15 protein-coding genes are annotated in these 16393 nt (G+C 66.7%); 7 read left to right on the top strand and 8 right to left on the bottom strand.

Annotated elements, in window-relative coordinates; all coding sequences use genetic code 11:
- Positions 1-16 precede the first annotated feature (16 nt).
- Genes INQ48_04715 through INQ48_04705 form a run of 3 tightly spaced genes read left to right on the top strand, consistent with a single transcriptional unit; the run spans position 17 to position 3554 of the window.
- Positions 17-1543 carry an altronate dehydratase gene (locus INQ48_04715; GenBank protein QRF58558.1) on the top strand — a complete coding sequence of 509 codons (1527 nt, stop codon included), beginning with the start codon at positions 17-19 and terminating at the stop codon, positions 1541-1543.
- Positions 1544-1556: 13 nt separating this feature from the next.
- Positions 1557-2489, top strand: a complete 933-nt coding sequence (locus tag INQ48_04710; protein ID QRF58557.1) for an SMP-30/gluconolactonase/LRE family protein — start codon at positions 1557-1559, stop codon at positions 2487-2489.
- A 3-nt stretch (positions 2490-2492) separates the two neighbouring features.
- Entirely contained in the window at positions 2493-3554 is a 1062-nt protein-coding gene (locus tag INQ48_04705) for a malate/lactate/ureidoglycolate dehydrogenase (GenBank protein QRF58556.1), read from the top strand.
- A gap of 5 nt (positions 3555-3559) precedes the next feature.
- On the opposite strand, the gene INQ48_04700 is transcribed toward INQ48_04705, so the two are convergent.
- From INQ48_04700 to INQ48_04685, 4 genes are all read right to left on the bottom strand, one after another.
- Positions 3560-5083 carry a catalase gene (locus tag INQ48_04700; protein QRF58555.1) on the bottom strand — a complete coding sequence of 508 codons (1524 nt, stop codon included), beginning with the start codon at positions 5081-5083 and terminating at the stop codon, positions 3560-3562.
- Positions 5084-5205: 122 nt separating this feature from the next.
- Complete coding sequence (gene slmA / locus INQ48_04695; protein ID QRF58554.1) at positions 5206-5853, bottom strand: nucleoid occlusion factor SlmA; 648 nt, start codon at positions 5851-5853, stop codon at positions 5206-5208.
- A 118-nt stretch (positions 5854-5971) separates the two neighbouring features.
- Positions 5972-6865, bottom strand: coding sequence for an acetylglutamate kinase (argB, locus tag INQ48_04690; GenBank protein QRF58553.1), 894 nt, complete (start codon positions 6863-6865; stop codon positions 5972-5974).
- 58 nt (positions 6866-6923) lie between these two features.
- Positions 6924-8021, bottom strand: coding sequence for a glycosyltransferase family 4 protein (locus tag INQ48_04685; GenBank protein QRF58552.1), 1098 nt, complete (start codon positions 8019-8021; stop codon positions 6924-6926).
- 43 nt (positions 8022-8064) lie between these two features.
- Here INQ48_04685 and INQ48_04680 point away from each other — a divergent pair, with 43 nt between their 5' ends.
- On the top strand, positions 8065-8823 hold the full coding sequence (locus INQ48_04680) for a glycosyltransferase (protein QRF58551.1): 759 nt from the start codon (positions 8065-8067) through the stop codon (positions 8821-8823).
- A 66-nt stretch (positions 8824-8889) separates the two neighbouring features.
- Entirely contained in the window at positions 8890-10914 is a 2025-nt protein-coding gene (locus INQ48_04675; protein ID QRF58550.1) for an acyltransferase, read from the top strand.
- Positions 10915-10966: 52 nt separating this feature from the next.
- Here INQ48_04675 and INQ48_04670 read toward each other — a convergent pair whose 3' ends face one another.
- Both INQ48_04670 and INQ48_04665 read right to left on the bottom strand, forming a co-directional pair.
- Positions 10967-12031 (bottom strand): glycosyltransferase family 2 protein, encoded by a 1065-nt coding sequence (locus INQ48_04670; GenBank protein ID QRF58549.1) that lies wholly within the window; start codon positions 12029-12031, stop codon positions 10967-10969.
- 28 nt (positions 12032-12059) lie between these two features.
- Positions 12060-13061 (bottom strand): glycosyltransferase family 2 protein, encoded by a 1002-nt coding sequence (locus tag INQ48_04665; GenBank protein QRF60612.1) that lies wholly within the window; start codon positions 13059-13061, stop codon positions 12060-12062.
- A gap of 340 nt (positions 13062-13401) precedes the next feature.
- On the opposite strand from INQ48_04665, the gene INQ48_04660 reads away from it, so the two are divergent.
- Positions 13402-14205 carry an ABC transporter permease gene (locus INQ48_04660; protein ID QRF58548.1) on the top strand — a complete coding sequence of 268 codons (804 nt, stop codon included), beginning with the start codon at positions 13402-13404 and terminating at the stop codon, positions 14203-14205.
- A 3-nt stretch (positions 14206-14208) separates the two neighbouring features.
- Positions 14209-14910 (top strand): ABC transporter ATP-binding protein, encoded by a 702-nt coding sequence (locus INQ48_04655; GenBank protein QRF58547.1) that lies wholly within the window; start codon positions 14209-14211, stop codon positions 14908-14910.
- A gap of 73 nt (positions 14911-14983) precedes the next feature.
- Here the strand turns inward: INQ48_04655 and INQ48_04650 are convergent, their stop codons facing one another.
- Together INQ48_04650 and INQ48_04645 are read right to left on the bottom strand one after the other, a co-directional pair.
- Entirely contained in the window at positions 14984-15739 is a 756-nt protein-coding gene (locus INQ48_04650) for an N-acetyltransferase (GenBank protein QRF58546.1), read from the bottom strand.
- A 181-nt stretch (positions 15740-15920) separates the two neighbouring features.
- Positions 15921-16382: an N-acetyltransferase gene (locus INQ48_04645; GenBank protein ID QRF60611.1), complete on the bottom strand. Its 462-nt coding sequence runs from the start codon at positions 16380-16382 to the stop codon at positions 15921-15923.
- Between the last annotated feature and the right edge of the window lie 11 nt (positions 16383-16393).

The raw sequence follows: 16393 nt of genomic DNA, 5'->3' as shown, positions 1-16393 counted from the left end.
CGCCGGCCCCCACACGATGAATCCCTACATAAGACTCCACCCCGCCGACGACGTCGTCATCGCGCGCTCGCAACTGCTCGGCGGCACCGTCGTCGAGAACGTCAAGGTCCATGGCCTGATACCGCCGGGCCACAAGGTCGCGATGCGCGCCATCGCGGCCGGCGAACCGGTGCGCCGCTACAACCAGATCATCGGCTTCGCGAGCAAGGCGATCGCGCCCGGCGAGCACGTGCACGTGCACAACCTCGACATGGGGCCCGACAAGGGCGACTTCGAACGCGACTACGCCTTCGGCGCCGACGTGAAGCCCGCGCCCGCGAAGCGCGAGGCCACCTTCATGGGCATCAGGCGCGCCGACGGCCGCGTGGCCACGCGCAACTACATCGGCGTGCTGACCAGCGTGAACTGCTCGGCCACGGCCGCGCGCGCGATCGCCGACCACTTCTCGCGCAAGACCAACCCGGCGGCGCTCGCGGCCTACCCCAACGTCGACGGCGTGATCGCGCTGACGCACGGCACCGGCTGCGGCATGGACACGCAGGGCACGGGCATGCAGATCCTCGAGCGCACGCTGACCGGCTATGCCACGCACGCCAACTTCGCGGCCGTGCTGGTGGTGGGCCTGGGCTGCGAGGCCAACCAGATCAACGCCTGGCTCGCGACCGGCAACCTCGCCGAGGGCGAGAACCTGCGCGTCTTCAACATCCAGGACACGGGCGGCACGCGCAAGACGGTCGACAAGGGCGTGGCGCTGATCGAGGAGATGCTGCCGCGCGCCAATGCCGTGACGCGCGAACCCTGCAGCGCGGCCCACATCACGATCGGGCTGCAGTGCGGCGGCTCCGACGGCTACTCGGGCATCAGCGCCAACCCCGCGCTGGGCGTGGCCGTCGACCTGCTGGTGGCGCACGGCGGCACCGCGATCCTCAGCGAGACGCCCGAGGTCTACGGCGCCGAGCACCTGCTGACGCGGCGCGCGGTACGGCGCGAGGTGGGCCAGAAGCTGGTGGACCGCATCAAGTGGTGGGAGCACTACACGGCCATCAACGAGGGCGAGATGAACAACAACCCTTCGCCGGGCAACAAGGCCGGCGGCCTCACCACTATTCTCGAGAAGTCGCTGGGCGCGGTGGCCAAGGGCGGCACCAGCAACCTCGAGGCGGTCTACGAATACGCCGAGCCGGTGACCGCGCACGGCTTCGTCTACATGGACACGCCGGGCTACGACCCGGTGAGCGCCACGGGCCAGGTGGCCGGCGGCGCCAACCTGATCTGCTTCACCACCGGCCGCGGCTCGGCCTACGGCTGCGCGCCCTCGCCTTCGCTCAAGCTCGCGACCAACTCGGCGCTGTGGAAGCGGCAGGAAGAGGACATGGACATCAACTGCGGCGAGATCGTCGACGGCACGACCTCGATCCAGGAGATGGGCCAGCGCATCTTCGAGCTGGTGCTGGCCACGGCCTCGGGCACGCCCTCGAAGAGCGAGCAGCACGGCTACGGGCAGAACGAGTTCGTGCCCTGGCAGGTCGGCGCGGTGATGTAGGAGCGCGCGGCCGATGACGACGCTTCCCTTCGGTGCGCTGGAAGGCACCGGCTTCGAGACGCTGGACCCGCGCTTCACGGGCCTGGTGCCCAAGCCCGAGCGGCTCGAGCGGCTGTGGACCGGCGGGCGCTGGTGCGAGGGCCCGGCCTGGTTCGGCGCGCTGCGCACGCTGGTGTGGTCCGACATTCCGAACGACCGCCTGCTGCGCTGGGACGAGCGCAACGGCCAGGCCGCGGTGCTGCGCGAACCCGCGAACAACACCAACGGCAACACCGTCGACCGCCAGGGCCGGCTCGTGAGCTGCGAGCACCTGGCGCGCCGCGTGGTGCGCACCGAGCACGACGGCTCGATCACCGTGCTGGCCTCGCATTGGCAGGGCCGGCGGCTCAACTCGCCGAACGACGTGGTGGTGCATTCGGACGGCGGCGTGTGGTTCACCGACCCGAGCTACGGCATCCTGTCGGACTACGAGGGCCTGCGCGCCGACAGCGAGATCGGGACCTGCCATGTCTATCGCATCGACCCGGCCAGTGGCGCGGTCGAGCAAGTGGCCGACGACTTCGTGAAGCCCAACGGGCTGGCCTTCTCGCCCGACGAGCACATGCTCTACATCGCCGACACCGGCGCGAGCCACGATGCGAACGGGCCGCGGCACATCCGCCGCTTTCTCGTCAACCCGGACAAGAAGAGCCTGCGTGGCGGCGAGGTGTTCGCCGAATGCACCACGGGCCTGTTCGACGGCTTCCGGCTCGACACCGAGGGCCGCATCTGGACCAGCGCCGCCGACGGCGTGCATGTCTACCACCCCGACGGCACGCTGCTGGGCAAGCTGCTGGTGCCCGAGCGCGTGGCCAACGTCTGCTTCGGCGGGCCCAAGCGCAACCGCCTGTTCGTCTGCGCCACCAGCTCGCTCTACGCCATCACCGTGAACGCCAAAGGAATCTGAACCATGCCGAGAACACTGCAGGCCGAGAGCCTGCAATCCACCGTCGCGAGCATCCTGCGCGCGGCGGGCAGCCAGCAGGCCGAGGCCGAACAGGTCGCAGCCAACCTCGTGATGGCCAACCTCAGCGGCCACGACTCGCACGGCGTGGGCATGCTGCCGCGCTACATCGACGCGGTGGCCGAAGGCGGCCTGCATCCCAACGCGGCGGTGCGCATCAACCTCGACATCGGCACCATGCTGTCGCTCGACGGCCAGCACGGCTACGGGCAGGTGGTGGGCGTGCAGGCGATGGAGCTCGGCATCGAGCGCGCGCGCCGCCATGGCAGCTGCATCCTCACGCTCGCGCATGCGCACCACCTGGGCCGCATCGGCCACTTCGCCGAGATGGCGACCTCGCAGGGGCTGGTGTCGATGCACTTCGTCAACGTGCTCTCGCGCCCGGTGGTCGCGCCCTGGGGCGGCGGCGACGGGCGCTTCGGCACCAACCCCTGCTGCATCGGCATACCGCTCGCGGGGGCCGAGCCCTTCGTGCTCGACTACGCCACCAGCCGCGTGGCGCAGGGCAAGATGCGCGTGGCCCACAACAAGGGCGAGCGCGTGCCGCCGGGCTACCTCATCGACGAGAAGGGCGCGCCCACCGACGACCCCGGCGTGGTGGTGGTGCCGCAGGGCAACGGCCTGTTCGGCGCGCTCATGACCTTCGGCGAGCACAAGGGCTACGGCATGGCGCTGGCCTGCGAGCTGCTGGGCGGCGCGCTGACCGGCGGCGGCACCTGGCACCGGCCGGCCGACACCAGCCGCAGCGTGATCAACGGCATGCTCACCGTGCTGATCGATCCCGAGCGCCTAGGCACCCAGGCCAGCTTCGATCAGGAGGCGCGCGAGTTCGTCGACTGGCTGCGCCGCAGCCCGCCGGGCCAGGGTTTCGACGCGGTGCAGATCGCGGGCGAGCCCGAGCGCCAGGCGCGCGCGGCGCGGCGGCGCGACGGGATCTGGGTCGACGATGCGACCTGGGGCGAGATCGTGGCGGCGGGCGCGAAGGTGGGGGTCGCGGTCGCCGGCTGAGTTCGCTAGCTCTTGCTCGCGTCGTGCGCGGGCTGGCCGACCTGCACGCTGTTGTCGTCGCCCTTGATCCTGGCCTGCACCGCCTTGATCGCCTTCTCGAGCCGCGCGCCGTAGTCGGCATCGGCCTGGCGGAAATAGCTCACCGAGCGGTCGATGATGTCCTGCCGCCGGACCGCGCCCAGGCCACCCGCGATGTTGTTCACCAGGCGCTCCTTCGCGGCCTCGTCCATCAGACGGTAGAGGTCGCCGGCCTGCGCGAAGTCGGTGTCGGCCTCGTGCTGCTGCCACTGGTGGCTGCCGGTCCAGCCGTGGATCTGCAGCGGCGCATAGACCGGCTCGTTGCTCTGCTTGGGCGCATCGCTGAAGCTGTTGGGCTCGTAGTTCGGGCCGCGGCCGCCGTTGCCGTCGCCACGCATCGCGCCGTCGCGGCCGTAGTTCCGTGCCGTGGTCGCATGCGGCCGGTTCACGGGCAGTTGCGTGTGGTTGATGCCCAGGCGGTAGCGCTGCGTGTCGCCGTAGCTGAACAGGCGACCCTGCAGCATCTTGTCGGGCGAGGGGCCGATGCCGGGCACGAAGTTGGCCGGGTTGAACGCGGCCTGCTCGATCTCGGCGAAGTAGTTGTCGGGGTTGCGGTTCAGCGTGAGGATGCCGATGTCGATCTTCGGATAGTCCTTGTGCGACCAGACCTTGGTCAGGTCGAAGGGATTGAAGCGGTAGCTCTGCGCCTCGGCCACCGGCATGATCTGCACCTGCACGCGCCAGCTCGGGAACTCGCCGCGCTCGATCGAGTGCAGCAGGTCAAGGTGGTGGTGGTTCGGGTTCTCGCCGCCCACGCGCTGCGCTTCTTCCGCGACGAAGGTCTCGATGCCCTGGTTGGTCTTGAAGTGGTACTTGACCCAGAAGGCCTCGCCCTGCGCGTTCACCCACTGGAAGGTGTGCGAGCCGAAGCCGTCCATGTGGCGGTAGCTCCTCGGAATGCCGCGGTCGCCGAACAGCCAGGTGAACTGGTGCGTGGCCTCGGGCGAGTGCGAGAAGAAGTCCCAGGCGTTGTCGGGCTCCTGCACGTGGCTGTAGGGGTCGCGCTTCTGCGAATGGATGAAGTCGGGGAACTTGAGCGGATCGCGGATGAAGAAGATCGGCGTGTTGTTGCCCACCAGGTCGTAGTTGCCTTCCTCGGTGTAGAACTTGAGCGCGAAGCCGCGCGGATCGCGCACCGTGTCGGCCGAGCCGAGCTCGAGCGCGACGGTCGAGAAGCGCGCGAGCACCTCCGTCTTCTTGCCGACCTGGCCGAGGAACTTCGCCTTGGTCCATTTCGTGACGTCGGCCGTCACCTCGAAAGTGCCGAAGGCACCCGAGCCGCGCGCATGCACCACGCGCTCGGGAATGCGTTCGCGGTCGAAGCGCGCGAGCTTCTCGATCAGGTGGTGGTCCTGCATCAGCACGGGGCCGTTCACGCCGGCGGTCTGCGACTGCTGGTTGTTCTCGACGGGCGCGCCGTTCTCGGTGGTGAGCGTGCGGGATTCGGTCATTGGGCTTTTCCTATCGGTTGTGTGAGCCCGTTTATTTTCAACAATCGAATGACCGGTTTCGATTGCGATTGCCTATGCCGGCGATAAGCCGGGGCCGCGGCGCGGCCCCGTGCCTCAGCGGCTCAGAGCACCAGCGCGAGCAGTGCGTCGAGGTGTTCGGAAGGCTCGCGGCGAAAGCCCGAGCGCGCGAAGCGCTGCAGGCGGCCGACCGCCAGCGAGGTCAGCGCCGAGGCGCGCACCTGCGCATCGACGCTCGGCGTGGCCGAGCCTTCGGCGGCGCGGTCCTCGCGCAGCGCCTGGCGGATGCTGGCTTCGATCTTGTCGAAGAACTGGTTCATGCGCTGCTGCAGCCGCTCGTTCTCGTAGACCAGCGCATCGCCGACCATGACGCGCGTCATGCCGGGGTTGCGCTCGGCGAACTGCACCAGCATCGCGATGATGCGGGCCGCCTGTTCCTTGCCCGTGGATTCGCGCTCGAGGATCTGGTTGACCAGGGTGAACACGCTCTGCTCGATGAAGTCGATCAGGCCCTCGAACATCTGCGCCTTGCTCGCGAAGTGGCGGTAGAGCGCGGCCTCGCTGACCTCGAGGCGGGCGGCCAGCGCCGCGGTGGTCACGCGCTCGGCGCCGGGCTGCTCGAGCATCGCGGCCAGGGCCTGCAGGATCTGCACGCGCCGCTCGCCGGGCTTGGGACGCTTGCGCGCCGGAGCGGCCGGCGCGGTCTCGGCCTGGGTCTCTGCACCGGGGACGACTGTCTCTTCGTTTTGCATGGGAGGCGCGTGCGGAAGATGTAAACAATTGATTCTCGCACAGCAGTGAGCGCGCGCCTCCCCGCGCGCCCGCTGGCCGCCGGCCCGCCTCGGGACCGGCCTTCGCAGCCCAACGCGCTCAGCGCGCGCGGATCATCGTGCCGTAAGCCTGGTCGGTCAGGATCTCGAGCAGCATCGCGTGCGGCACGCGGCCGTCGATGATGTGCACGGCGTTGACGCCGCTCTTGGCCGCGTCGAGCGCGCCCTCGATCTTCGGCAGCATGCCGCCCGAGATCGTGCCGTCGGCGAACAGGTCGTCGATCTCGCGCGCGCTCAGGTTGGTGAGCAGCTTGCCGTTCTTGTCGAGCACGCCGGGGGTGTTGGTCAGCAGCATCAGCTTCTCGGCCTTGAGCACGGTCGCCAGCTTGCCGGCCACCACGTCGGCGTTGATGTTGTAGCTCTCGTTCTCCTCGCCGAAGCCGATCGGGCTCACGACCGGGATGAAGGCGTCGTCCTGCAGCGCCTTGACCACGCTCGGGTCGATCGAGACGATGTCGCCGACCTGGCCCACGTCGTGGTGCACGCTGGGATCGGCGCGGTCGGCCAGCTTGAGCTTCTGCGCGCGGATCAGGCCGCCGTCGCGCCCGGTCAGGCCCACGGCCTTGCCGCCGGCCTGGTTGATCAGGCCCACGATGTCCTGCTGCACCTCGCCGGCCAGCACCCATTCGACGACTTCCATGGTCTCGGCGTCGGTCACGCGCATGCCCTGGATGAAGCTGCCCTTCTTGCCCAGGCGGTTGAGCGCGGCCTCGATCTGCGGGCCGCCGCCGTGCACCACCACCGGATTCATGCCGACCAGCTTGAGCAGCACCACGTCTTCCGCGAAGTCGGCCTGCAGCGCCGGGTCGGTCATGGCGTTGCCGCCGTACTTGATGACGATGGTCTTGCCGTGGAACTTGCGGATGTACGGCAGCGCCTGGGCCAGGATCTCGGCCTTGTCGCGCGGGGGAATGTTGAGGACGGGATCGGTCATGGGCGGTCAGGCTCCGGGACGGTGAACGATGGGACGGGATTCTCGCAAAGAGAAACGATCAGGGGCGCAGCCAGCGCGGCACCTTGAATCGCACGATCATGAGGTAGGCGCCGACGTAGGTCGTGACGAACAGAAGACAGAAGAACATCAGCACCCAGGTGTTGTTCCAGAACAGCACCGCGGGCACCACCGACATCGCCGCGAAGATCCACAGGTAGGGCGAGGTGCGGTTGTTGCGCGCGAGCAGCTGGCGCGCCTCGTCGTCGGCGAAGGCCACGCGCACGATGCGGCGGAAGATCAGCTGGTGGAAGTGCAGCGCGTCGGCCGTGCCCGGCGACTGGCCGCGCGCGAGCTTGCGGTAGATGGAGAACAGGGTCTCCCACACCGGATAGATGAGCAGCAGCATCGGGAACCAGGGCGAAACGACGCGGTGGCGCTGCACCAGCGTCACGCAGGCCACCGCGATCACCATGCCCCAGACGTAGGCGCCGCCGTCGCCCGCGAAGATCTTGCCGCGCGGATAGTTCCAGATCAGGAAACCGAAGGTCGCGCCGACCAGGCAGACCATCATGGCCGCGAGCTGGCGGTCGCCGAGCTGCAGCGCCACATGCGAGATGGCGAGGCAGACTAAGACCGCCACCGTGCCCGCGAGGCCGTTGTAGCCGTCGATGATGTTGAAGGCATGCGGCAGGCCGCCGATGGCGAGCGCGGCGAACAGCACCGAGGCATAGGGCACGGCCGCGAGCCAGCCGTCGAGCAGCGGGATGCCGGTGCGCGCGAGACTCAGGCCGTGCACCCAGCACACGAGCAGCGCCGCGCCCAGGGTGAGCATCAGCCGCCAGCGCACCTGCACGCGCTGCGTGACGTCCTCGACGATGCCGCCGAGCACGGCCGGCAGGATGCAGACCAGCATCAGCATCGAGGCCGACACGGGCCACGAGACGTTGAACGGATCGGTGCCCGTGATGCCGGCCGCGAGCCAGGCCACGCCCATGCCGAGGATGATGCCCGCGCCCCCCAGCCGCGGCACGTGGCCCTTGTGGAAGCGCTGCGGCATGTCGGCACCGTACAGCCGCGCATGGCGGCGGGCGCGGCGCATGAAGATCTGGACCGCGAAGGCGGCGACGAAGAAGCTGATGACGATCAGGGCAATCATGGGTGGTAACGGGGCCCCTAGAATCCCCGGGCGAAATTAGACCATGGCCATCCCCGCTACGACCTCCCCCGCCGTCACGATTTCGATCGTGAGCCATGGGCAGCTCGAGCTCGTGCGACCGCTGCTCGACCAGATCGACCGCTTCAGCCGCGCGCAGGTGGCCAAGGTGGTGCTGACGCTGAACATCCCCGAGTCCGACGCCCCACTGGCCGGCGCCGCCTGGGGCTTCGCGCTCGAACGCATCGAGAACGCGCAGCCCAAGGGCTTCGGCGCCAACCACAACCAGGCCTTCGAGCGCTGCGCCACGCCATGGTTCCTGGTGCTCAACCCCGACATCCGCTTCGATGCCGACGTGCTGGCGCCGTTGATCGCCCTGGCCGCGCCCGATGCGGGGCTGCTCACGCCGCGCATCATGGAGCCCGGCAAGCGCGAGCCCGAGCAGCACCGCGACATCCTGACGCCGCTGGAGATCCTCACGCGCAAGAAGCCCGGCTATGCGCGCCCGGCCGTGCCGGCCTGGGTGCCGGGCCTGTTCATGCTGTTTCGCGCCGAGGCCTATGCCGCCATCCACGGCTTCGACGAACGCTTCTTCATGTACGGCGAGGACTTCGACATCTGCGCGCGGGTGCGATTGGCCGGCTGGCGGCTGCAGGTCGGCGAGCAGCTCCGCGCGCGGCACGACGCCCAGCGCGCGAGCCATCGCAGCAGCAAGTACCTCTACTGGCATGTCACCAGCCTGCTGAAGATCTGGAGCTCGGGCGCGTTCTGGCGCTATCGCCGGCTGCGTCGCTCCGGCGCCTGAGCGGGGCGAAAAGCGTTTGCGGGGACAATGGGGAACGAAAAAAGCAAGCGCGCCTTCACAGCAACGATGACGACGACAACGACGAGCCCCACGCCCCACGACGCCCACCTGGTCCACCCCAAATACCGCCCGGACATCGACGGGCTGCGCGCCGTGGCGGTGCTCTCGGTCCTGGGCTACCACGCGTTCCCGCAGTGGATCAAGGGCGGCTTCATCGGCGTCGACATCTTCTTCGTCATCTCGGGCTTCCTGATCACCACGATCATCCTGGGCAGCTTCGAGGGCGACGGCTTCAGCTATCGCGAGTTCTACGCCCGGCGCGTCAAGCGGATCTTTCCGGCGCTCGCGCTGGTGCTGGCGGCGTCGCTGGCCTTCGGCTGGTACACGCTGCTGCCGCACGAATGGGAGCAGCTCGGCAAGCACGTGGCCGCGGGCGCGGGTTTCGTGTCGAACTTCGCCTTCTGGAGCGAGGCCGGCTACTTCGACAATGCCGCCGAAACCAAGCCGCTGCTGCACCTGTGGTCGCTGGCCATCGAAGAACAGTTCTACATCTTCTGGCCCGTGCTGCTGGGCCTGGCGTGGAAGCGCAAGTGGCGCGTGCTGACCGTGCTGGGCATCGTGGCGGGCCTCTCGTTCCTGCTCAACGTCGGAACGATCCACAGCCACCGCACCGCGGCGTTCTACTCTCCGCTGTCGCGCTTCTGGGAGCTGATGCTCGGCGGCATGCTGGCCTACGCACGGCTGCACCGGCCAGCGCCGAAGCCCGGCTGGGGCCGCCATGCCCAGTCCATCGCGGGGGTGGCGCTGATCGTGCTGGGCCTGTGCTTCATCCGCGGGGGCAAGGCCTTCCCGGGCTTCTGGGCGATCCTGCCGACGCTGGGCGCCTTCTTCTGCATCGCGGCCGGTCCGAGCGGTGTGCTGAACCGCTACGTGCTGGCCTCGCGGCCGATGGTGTGGGTGGGGCTGATCAGCTATCCGCTGTACCTCTGGCACTGGCCGCTCCTGAGCTACGCGCGCATCATCGAGGGCGACCTGCCCTCCGAAGGCATGCGCGCCCTGATGCTCGCCATCGCGTTCGTGCTCGCCTGGCTGACCTATCGCTTCGCCGAGCGCCATGCGCGCCGCAGCGAGAACCCGGCGGTCACCGCCGCCCTGACGGCCGTGATGGTGGGCTTCGTGGTGCTCGGCCTGCTGGCCACCACGCGCTACTACGTGGGCCGCCACAGCGATCCCTACTTCGTCAAGACCGCTGCCGCGGCCAAGGACTGGGCCTATCCCGACGGCCTGAACCCGATCAAGGTCGATGGCGAAGTGGTCATGCAGATCGGCCACGGCAAGCGCAGGGTGCTGCTCTTCGGCGACAGCCACATCGAGCAGTACGGGCCGCGCGCCGTCGAGTTGTCGAAGACCTCGCCGGACACGCTGGACTCGCTCTCGTTCGCGACCTGGGGGGCCTGCCCGCCCATTCCCAATGTGGTCGACGAGGGGAACAGCGTGTGCGCCGAGCGCAGGGATGGCGGCATGCGCCTCGCGGTGAGCGACAAGTTCGACGCCGTGGTTTTCGGCGGCTGCTGGAACTGCTACTTCACCGAAACCGGCAAGCCCGACGCGAAGACCGCCAAGGCGGATCGCTACTACTTCTTCGATGGAAAGAACAAGCACCGCTTCATGGGCGGCGGCGGCGTCGACATGGCGCTCGCGATGCTCGAGACGGTGCTGACCAATCTCGCCAAGCACAAGCAGGTCTACCTGGTGCTGGACCACCCGACCAGCAACGGTTTCGGCCCCGAGGAGTTCGTCAAGGGAGGGCGCCTCGGCGACATGACGGTGGGCCGCATGTCGCCAACGGCGCCGTGGGACGCGAAGCAGAAGGCACTGCACGAGCGCATGCGGCAGATCGCCGAGCGCAGCGGCGCCATCGTGATCGACCCGATCCCCACGCTGTGCGACAAGGACTGGTGCACGCGCGCCGACGCCGACGCCACGCCGATCTACAAGGACGCCGGCCACCTGCGCGCCGAGTACGTGCGCAAGTTCGCGACCTTCATGGACCCCGCCATGACCTCCGTGCCGGTCGCGGCGCCCCGTTAGCCGAGGCCTGCGACTCCCGGCGAAGGCCCGCCGCAGCACGCGCGGGCCTCGCTCAGGACTTGTAGACCTTGCGCAGGTTGCGAATGATCGGCAGCCGCGTGAGCGCGCCGATGAAGCGGATGATTCCCGGCGTGCTGTGGCGCAGCAGGAACACCGTGATCCACAGCCGCAGCTTCTTCTTGCGCCCCACATAGGGATTCGCGAACACGACCGCCGCGTACTCGTCGAGCACGGCACTCATCTCGTCGCGGTACTGGTCGTCCTTCTTGATGGCCTCGATCACCTCGTTCACGAAGAACACCTGGAAGCGGGGCATCAGGTATTCGCGCAAGTAGTAGCGGCCGCGCTGATGCTCGTCGGGGAACATCTGCAGCAGCTTCTTGAAGTACTTGAAGCGGCTGCGCAGCATGCGGATGCTGAACGAGGTGCTCGCGGTGTGGATGCACCACACCGTGACCGCCTTGTCGACGAAGTGATTGCTGTAGCCCTTGCGGAAGATGCGCAGGAACAGGTCATCGTCCTCGTAGCCCATGAACTGGGGATCGAAGCCACCGACCGCGTCGAAGGCCTTGCGGCTCACCAGCGCGGCGGAAGGCAGCACGAACATGTCGTTGCGCAGAAGATCGAAGATGCTGCGCTTCGGATGCGTCGAGTGCTCCTTGATGACGCCGGTGCGGATCACGTTGCCGTCGCCGTCGGCCTCGTAGAGGTCGGCATAGATGTAGCCGAACAGCCGGTCATCCGCCGGGATCGAGGTCACCAGGGTCTCGATGTGGTTGGGAAGATAGAAGTCGTCCTGGTCGAGGAAGCAGATGAAGGGCGCGCTCGAGGCCGCCACGCCGGCATTGCGCGCCGAACCCTGGCCACCGTTTTCCTTGTCGAGGATGCGGAACGGGTACCGGAGCGCCAGGGCATCGAGCGCGGCCCGCTCCTCGGGGCGCGAACCGTCGTTGACCACGATCACTTCGCTGGCGGGCATGGATTGCTCGAACACGCTGCGCACGGAACGCTCGATGAAATCGGCGCCGTTGTAGAACGGGATGATCACCACGACATCCGGCGGGATGCCGCTCGGGTCGGCAGGATTGGGGACCAGGGAAGCGTTCATGGTGGTCATCTGTTGTAGTTGTCGGTTCAACCCGGATCTAGACGGATTCGAAGAGGTCGCGGACCACGCCGCGAAAGCCCCGGCCGAACTTGTCGTAGCGGCCCGTCATGGCTTCGCGCAGGATCGGCAGGCAGCGCGCGATCCGGGACGCCGGCAGCGCAGCCCTGAAGCGCTGGTGTTCGATCTTGCCACGCACCTTGTCGATGGCGACCGGATCGACGCGCCCGCCCAGTTCGAGCAGCTTGGCCAGGAGCAGATCGGCCTTGGCGCCGCGCTCCGCGTGGATGGTGCCGCGCGAGGCCAGCGCCTTGCGCACCTTGCCCATGAAGCTGTCGCGCCGCGCGCCGATCTGGTTGGACTCGTGCTGCCGGTACTCGATCAGCGCATCCTGGAGCAGGTCGACCCGTCCGATCGCCGAGGCGACGATCGCCAGCCACTCGTCGTGCACCCATTCCACGGGAAGCGGTACCGCGGCGTCGACCAGCGAACGCCGGAAGATGGCCGTCGCGCCCGTGACGAGGTTGCGCCGCAGGAACACGTCGAATGCCGCGCCCGCATGCACGCGCTCGATCTCGGCGGGGGTCACCTCCAGCGCGTAGAACAGCGATTGCCCGAGATCCTTTCGCTGCGCATCCACCAGCCGCGCGTCCGTGTGCAGCAGCAGCAGCTTCGGGTCCTGTTCGAAGAGCGGAACCATCCTGGCCAGCCGGTCGGGCATCCACACGTCGTCCTGGTCGCTGAGCGCGATCAGCTCGTGGCTGCAGGCCCGGATGGCCTGTTCGAAGTTCTTGACGACACGCAGCGCCACCGCGTTCTCGAACACGCGCAATGGCACCGTGCGGCCCGATTCGGCCGCGCATTCGGCGACCGTGGCCCGCACCACCTCGACCGAGCCGTCGCTCGACGCGTCGTCGGACAGGACGATTTCCGCCGGCGGCACGGTCTGCAGGCAGATGCTGCGCACCTGCTCGCGCAGGAAGCGCGCGCCGTTGTGCGTGCACAGCGCAACGGAAACCTGGATAGGATGGAGATTGCTCATGGGTTGCTCGCTCTTCGAAGCGCTGCCCGTCGATTCGTTATTCGCGGACGCTTTTTTGTTCTGCCAGCCACCGGCGGCTGGAGTCTGGCGTACAGCCTGATCAGCGCCGGTAAAATTATCGCCCACTTCACTCCCAACCCAGTGGACCCTGACCCCGGGACGCGGCTTTCGCGTCCCGGCCTGCGTTTGCCACAGACGATCGCCGACCGGGCCATTCACGGAAAGAGAAATCTCGCTTGACTACCATAGGCGACCAGAAGCTGGCGGCCATCGCTGCCCAGCCCCCCCTCCCAACAAGCCGAAGCAACGGCGCCTCAGCGGCCGGCGATTCCCTGCACACATGAGCCAAGTCCATTCCAACCTCCACCGTGGCGCCTGGGCCGACTGGTGGGACGGCACCCGTAGGCCCGACATCTGGTGGACCCTCGCGTGGTTCGACATCGTCCTGCGCTATCGCCGCTCCCTGCTCGGCCCGCTGTGGCTGACTCTGAGCATGGGCATCATGATCGGCGGCATGGGGCCGCTCTACAGCGGCCTGTTCGGCACCGAACTCTCACGCTTCTTCCCGCACCTGGCACTGGGCGTCATCTTCTGGGGCTTTTTCTCCAACATCGTGACGGATGCGTGCCATACCTTCGTGAATTCGGCCCACTACCTCAAGCAGGGCTACTTTCCGATCACGCTGTTCGTCTGGCGCGGCCTGTCGCGCAACATCATCCAGTTCGCACACCAGATCGTGCTTTACGTTCCGGTCGCGCTGTGGGCCGGCATCTCGCTGTCCTGGCATGCGCTGCTGTTCGTGCCGGCGTTCATGCTCCTGATCATCAACGCGCACGCCGTCGGGCTGGTGCTCGGGCTGGTGTGCACGCGTTTTCGCGACGTGACGCAGATCGTCACGAGCATGATGCAGATGCTGATGTTCCTCACTCCGGTCTTCTGGCTGCCCGAGAACCTGCCGGGACGTGCCCGCTACGTGCTCTGGAACCCGCTGGCGCAGATGCTCGACCTGCTGCGCACGCCGCTGATGGGCGGCATACCGGACCTGCACCACTGGCTGGCGATCGCAGGCTGGACCGTCTTCAGCGTGATCTGCGCCAGCCTGCTGTTCATCAAGTACCGCCGCCGCGTCGTCTACTGGCTCTGACCCATGGCTCTGATTTCCCTCAAGAACGTTTCGGTCAACTTCCCCATCTACGGGGCCGGCGCGAGTTCGCTGCGCAAGACCCTGGCTGCCTCCGTGACGGGCGGACGGCTCGGCAAGGAGACGGGCGTGACCGTCGTGCAGGCGCTCAGCGACATCAGCATCGAGCTCAACAGCGGCGACCGGCTGGGCCTGATCGGCCACAACGGCGCCGGCAAGTCGACGCTCCTGCGTACGCTGGCCGGCGTCTACGAGCCCTCCTCGGGCGATTTCACGCGGCAAGGCACCGTCGCCAGCCTGATCGACCCGGTGCTGGGCATCGAAGTCGATGCCAGCGGCCTGGAGAACATCATGCTGCGCGGCCTGGTCATGGGCATGAGCCGCAAGCGGGTGGAACAGCTCACGCAGGACATCTGCGAATTCAGCGGCCTGGGCGAGTACGTGAACATGCCCGTGCGCACCTACTCCACCGGCATGCTGATGCGCCTGGCCTTCTCGATCTCGACCAGCATCGAGGCCGACATCCTGCTCATGGACGAATGGCTGTCGGTCGGTGACGCCGAGTTCACCGAAAAGGCCGAGCGGCGCATGCGCGAAGTGGTGGCCAAGTCCGGCATCCTGGTGCTGGCGTCGCACTCCCCCGACCTGATTTCCAAGGAGTGCAACCGCGTGATCCGCCTGGAGCACGGGCGGATCGTGGAGTGCTAGCAGTCAGGCCTCCCGCCTCTCGCGGCTGAAGGAATGGTGGCCCGGTGCGAAGGGCCGAGCTCGAACTACGGCGTCACGCCGTGGCTCGGGTGGCAGCCTCCGCCAGCCACTGCGATACGACCTCCTCTGGGTACCCGCGGTGAAAATGGGTGGTCCACGGATAGGCATTACGGCCAGTGCCATCGCGCAGCTTGATCTTCTCGGTCTTGCACAGGAACTTCGCGGGCGAACCACCGACAACCGTGTGCGGTTCGACATCCCTTCCGACGCAGCTGAGTGCCGCAATCAACGAGTGTTCGCCAACCTTGACGCCTGGCAACACCACCGACATGGTCGCGATGGCGGCATAGTCACCGATCTCGCAGCCAATGCAGGTCTCGCTCGGCGGGTGAGGATCATTGGTCAGGACGACATACGGGAAGATCCATACGAAGCTTCCGACCTTCGATGCGTGCCCGATGTGAACGTTGCTGTGGGTTCGCACATAGTCGCCAATTTCGCAATGGCCTTGTATGTCGCCCAATGTCCCGATCTGGAAATTCTTCCCAGCTTTTGTCAATTCGCGAACGGTAACGCGGTGGCCGGTCACCAATTTCTCCCCGAAGGTGGAGCCAGCGTAAAAAACGCTGTGCGAGCGAATCAAGGAGTCCTGGCCGATCGTGAGCAGCTCTCCGTTCGCCAACTTGGAGGGATACGCGATTTCACAGTGGCTCTCGATGACAGTCCTGTCGCCGATGATTGCCTCGCGATGGACGATCGAGAATGCTCCGATGGAAACGCCCTCTCCTAGCTGTGCGCCCTTTTCGATGTGCGCGGTGGGATGAATCATCTGCTTCTCCTGATTTCTTTAGGTTCACGAAGTTTACCGTGGTGCCCCAGACCGGCCTTCCCGCCAGAGCGCGAAGTCACGCGGACCGGACGCCAAATTGATCCAAGTAAATATTTATGTAGAGCCGGATTAAAATGCGAGCTTTCGAACAATCGATTCCCGGGATTTTTATATCTTCAACTCAAACATCAATGAATCTCACATGCCGGGCCGGCACTCCTCTTACGAGAGAAAAAGGTTCGACATCCCTCTTCACCACTGCACCTGCCGCTATCATGGCATGCCGTCCTATGGTGATACCAGGCGTCAAGACGGCTCCCGCACCGATCGACGCACCCTCGCAAACCGTAGTTCGCAAAAAGGACTCAGGATAGACCTTGGACCGAGGAAACATGTCGTTGGTGAACAAGGCTCCCGGGCCCACGAAAACATCGGATTCGAGCGTAATTCCATCCCATAGATAGACACCGCATTTCAATGTGACGTTGTCGCCGACCACCGCTCCGCCCTCTATGAAACAATGCGCCGAGATATTGCAATTCTTTCCTATGCGAGCCCCCGCCGCCACGACATTGAATTGCCAGATCTTCGTTCCCGCTCCGATTTCGGTTGCCTGAACATCCGCCAGAGGGTGAATGAATATTGAATTATCAG

This window comes from Variovorax paradoxus (genome assembly GCA_016806145.1).
Taxonomy (GTDB): Bacteria; Pseudomonadota; Gammaproteobacteria; order Burkholderiales; family Burkholderiaceae_C; genus Variovorax.
Note: the sequence above shows the minus strand (reverse complement) of the source record. Positions and strands in the feature narration are given on the sequence as shown.

Bases quoted from the DNA above. Each gene is read 5' to 3' on its own strand.
- INQ48_04715 (QRF58558.1), top strand. From the start codon at position 17: ATGAATCCCTACATAAGACTCCACCCCGCCGACGACGTCGTCATCGCG.
- INQ48_04710 (QRF58557.1), top strand. From the start codon at position 1,557: ATGACGACGCTTCCCTTCGGTGCGCTGGAAGGCACCGGCTTCGAGACG.
- INQ48_04705 (QRF58556.1), top strand. From the start codon at position 2,493: ATGCCGAGAACACTGCAGGCCGAGAGCCTGCAATCCACCGTCGCGAGC.
- INQ48_04700 (QRF58555.1), bottom strand. From the start codon at position 5,083: ATGACCGAATCCCGCACGCTCACCACCGAGAACGGCGCGCCCGTCGAG.
- slmA (QRF58554.1), bottom strand. From the start codon at position 5,853: ATGCAAAACGAAGAGACAGTCGTCCCCGGTGCAGAGACCCAGGCCGAG.
- argB (QRF58553.1), bottom strand. From the start codon at position 6,865: ATGACCGATCCCGTCCTCAACATTCCCCCGCGCGACAAGGCCGAGATC.
- INQ48_04685 (QRF58552.1), bottom strand. From the start codon at position 8,021: ATGATTGCCCTGATCGTCATCAGCTTCTTCGTCGCCGCCTTCGCGGTC.
- INQ48_04680 (QRF58551.1), top strand. From the start codon at position 8,065: ATGGCCATCCCCGCTACGACCTCCCCCGCCGTCACGATTTCGATCGTG.
- INQ48_04675 (QRF58550.1), top strand. From the start codon at position 8,890: ATGACGACGACAACGACGAGCCCCACGCCCCACGACGCCCACCTGGTC.
- INQ48_04670 (QRF58549.1), bottom strand. From the start codon at position 12,031: ATGACCACCATGAACGCTTCCCTGGTCCCCAATCCTGCCGACCCGAGC.
- INQ48_04665 (QRF60612.1), bottom strand. From the start codon at position 13,061: ATGAGCAATCTCCATCCTATCCAGGTTTCCGTTGCGCTGTGCACGCAC.
- INQ48_04660 (QRF58548.1), top strand. From the start codon at position 13,402: ATGAGCCAAGTCCATTCCAACCTCCACCGTGGCGCCTGGGCCGACTGG.
- INQ48_04655 (QRF58547.1), top strand. From the start codon at position 14,209: ATGGCTCTGATTTCCCTCAAGAACGTTTCGGTCAACTTCCCCATCTAC.
- INQ48_04650 (QRF58546.1), bottom strand. From the start codon at position 15,739: ATGATTCATCCCACCGCGCACATCGAAAAGGGCGCACAGCTAGGAGAG.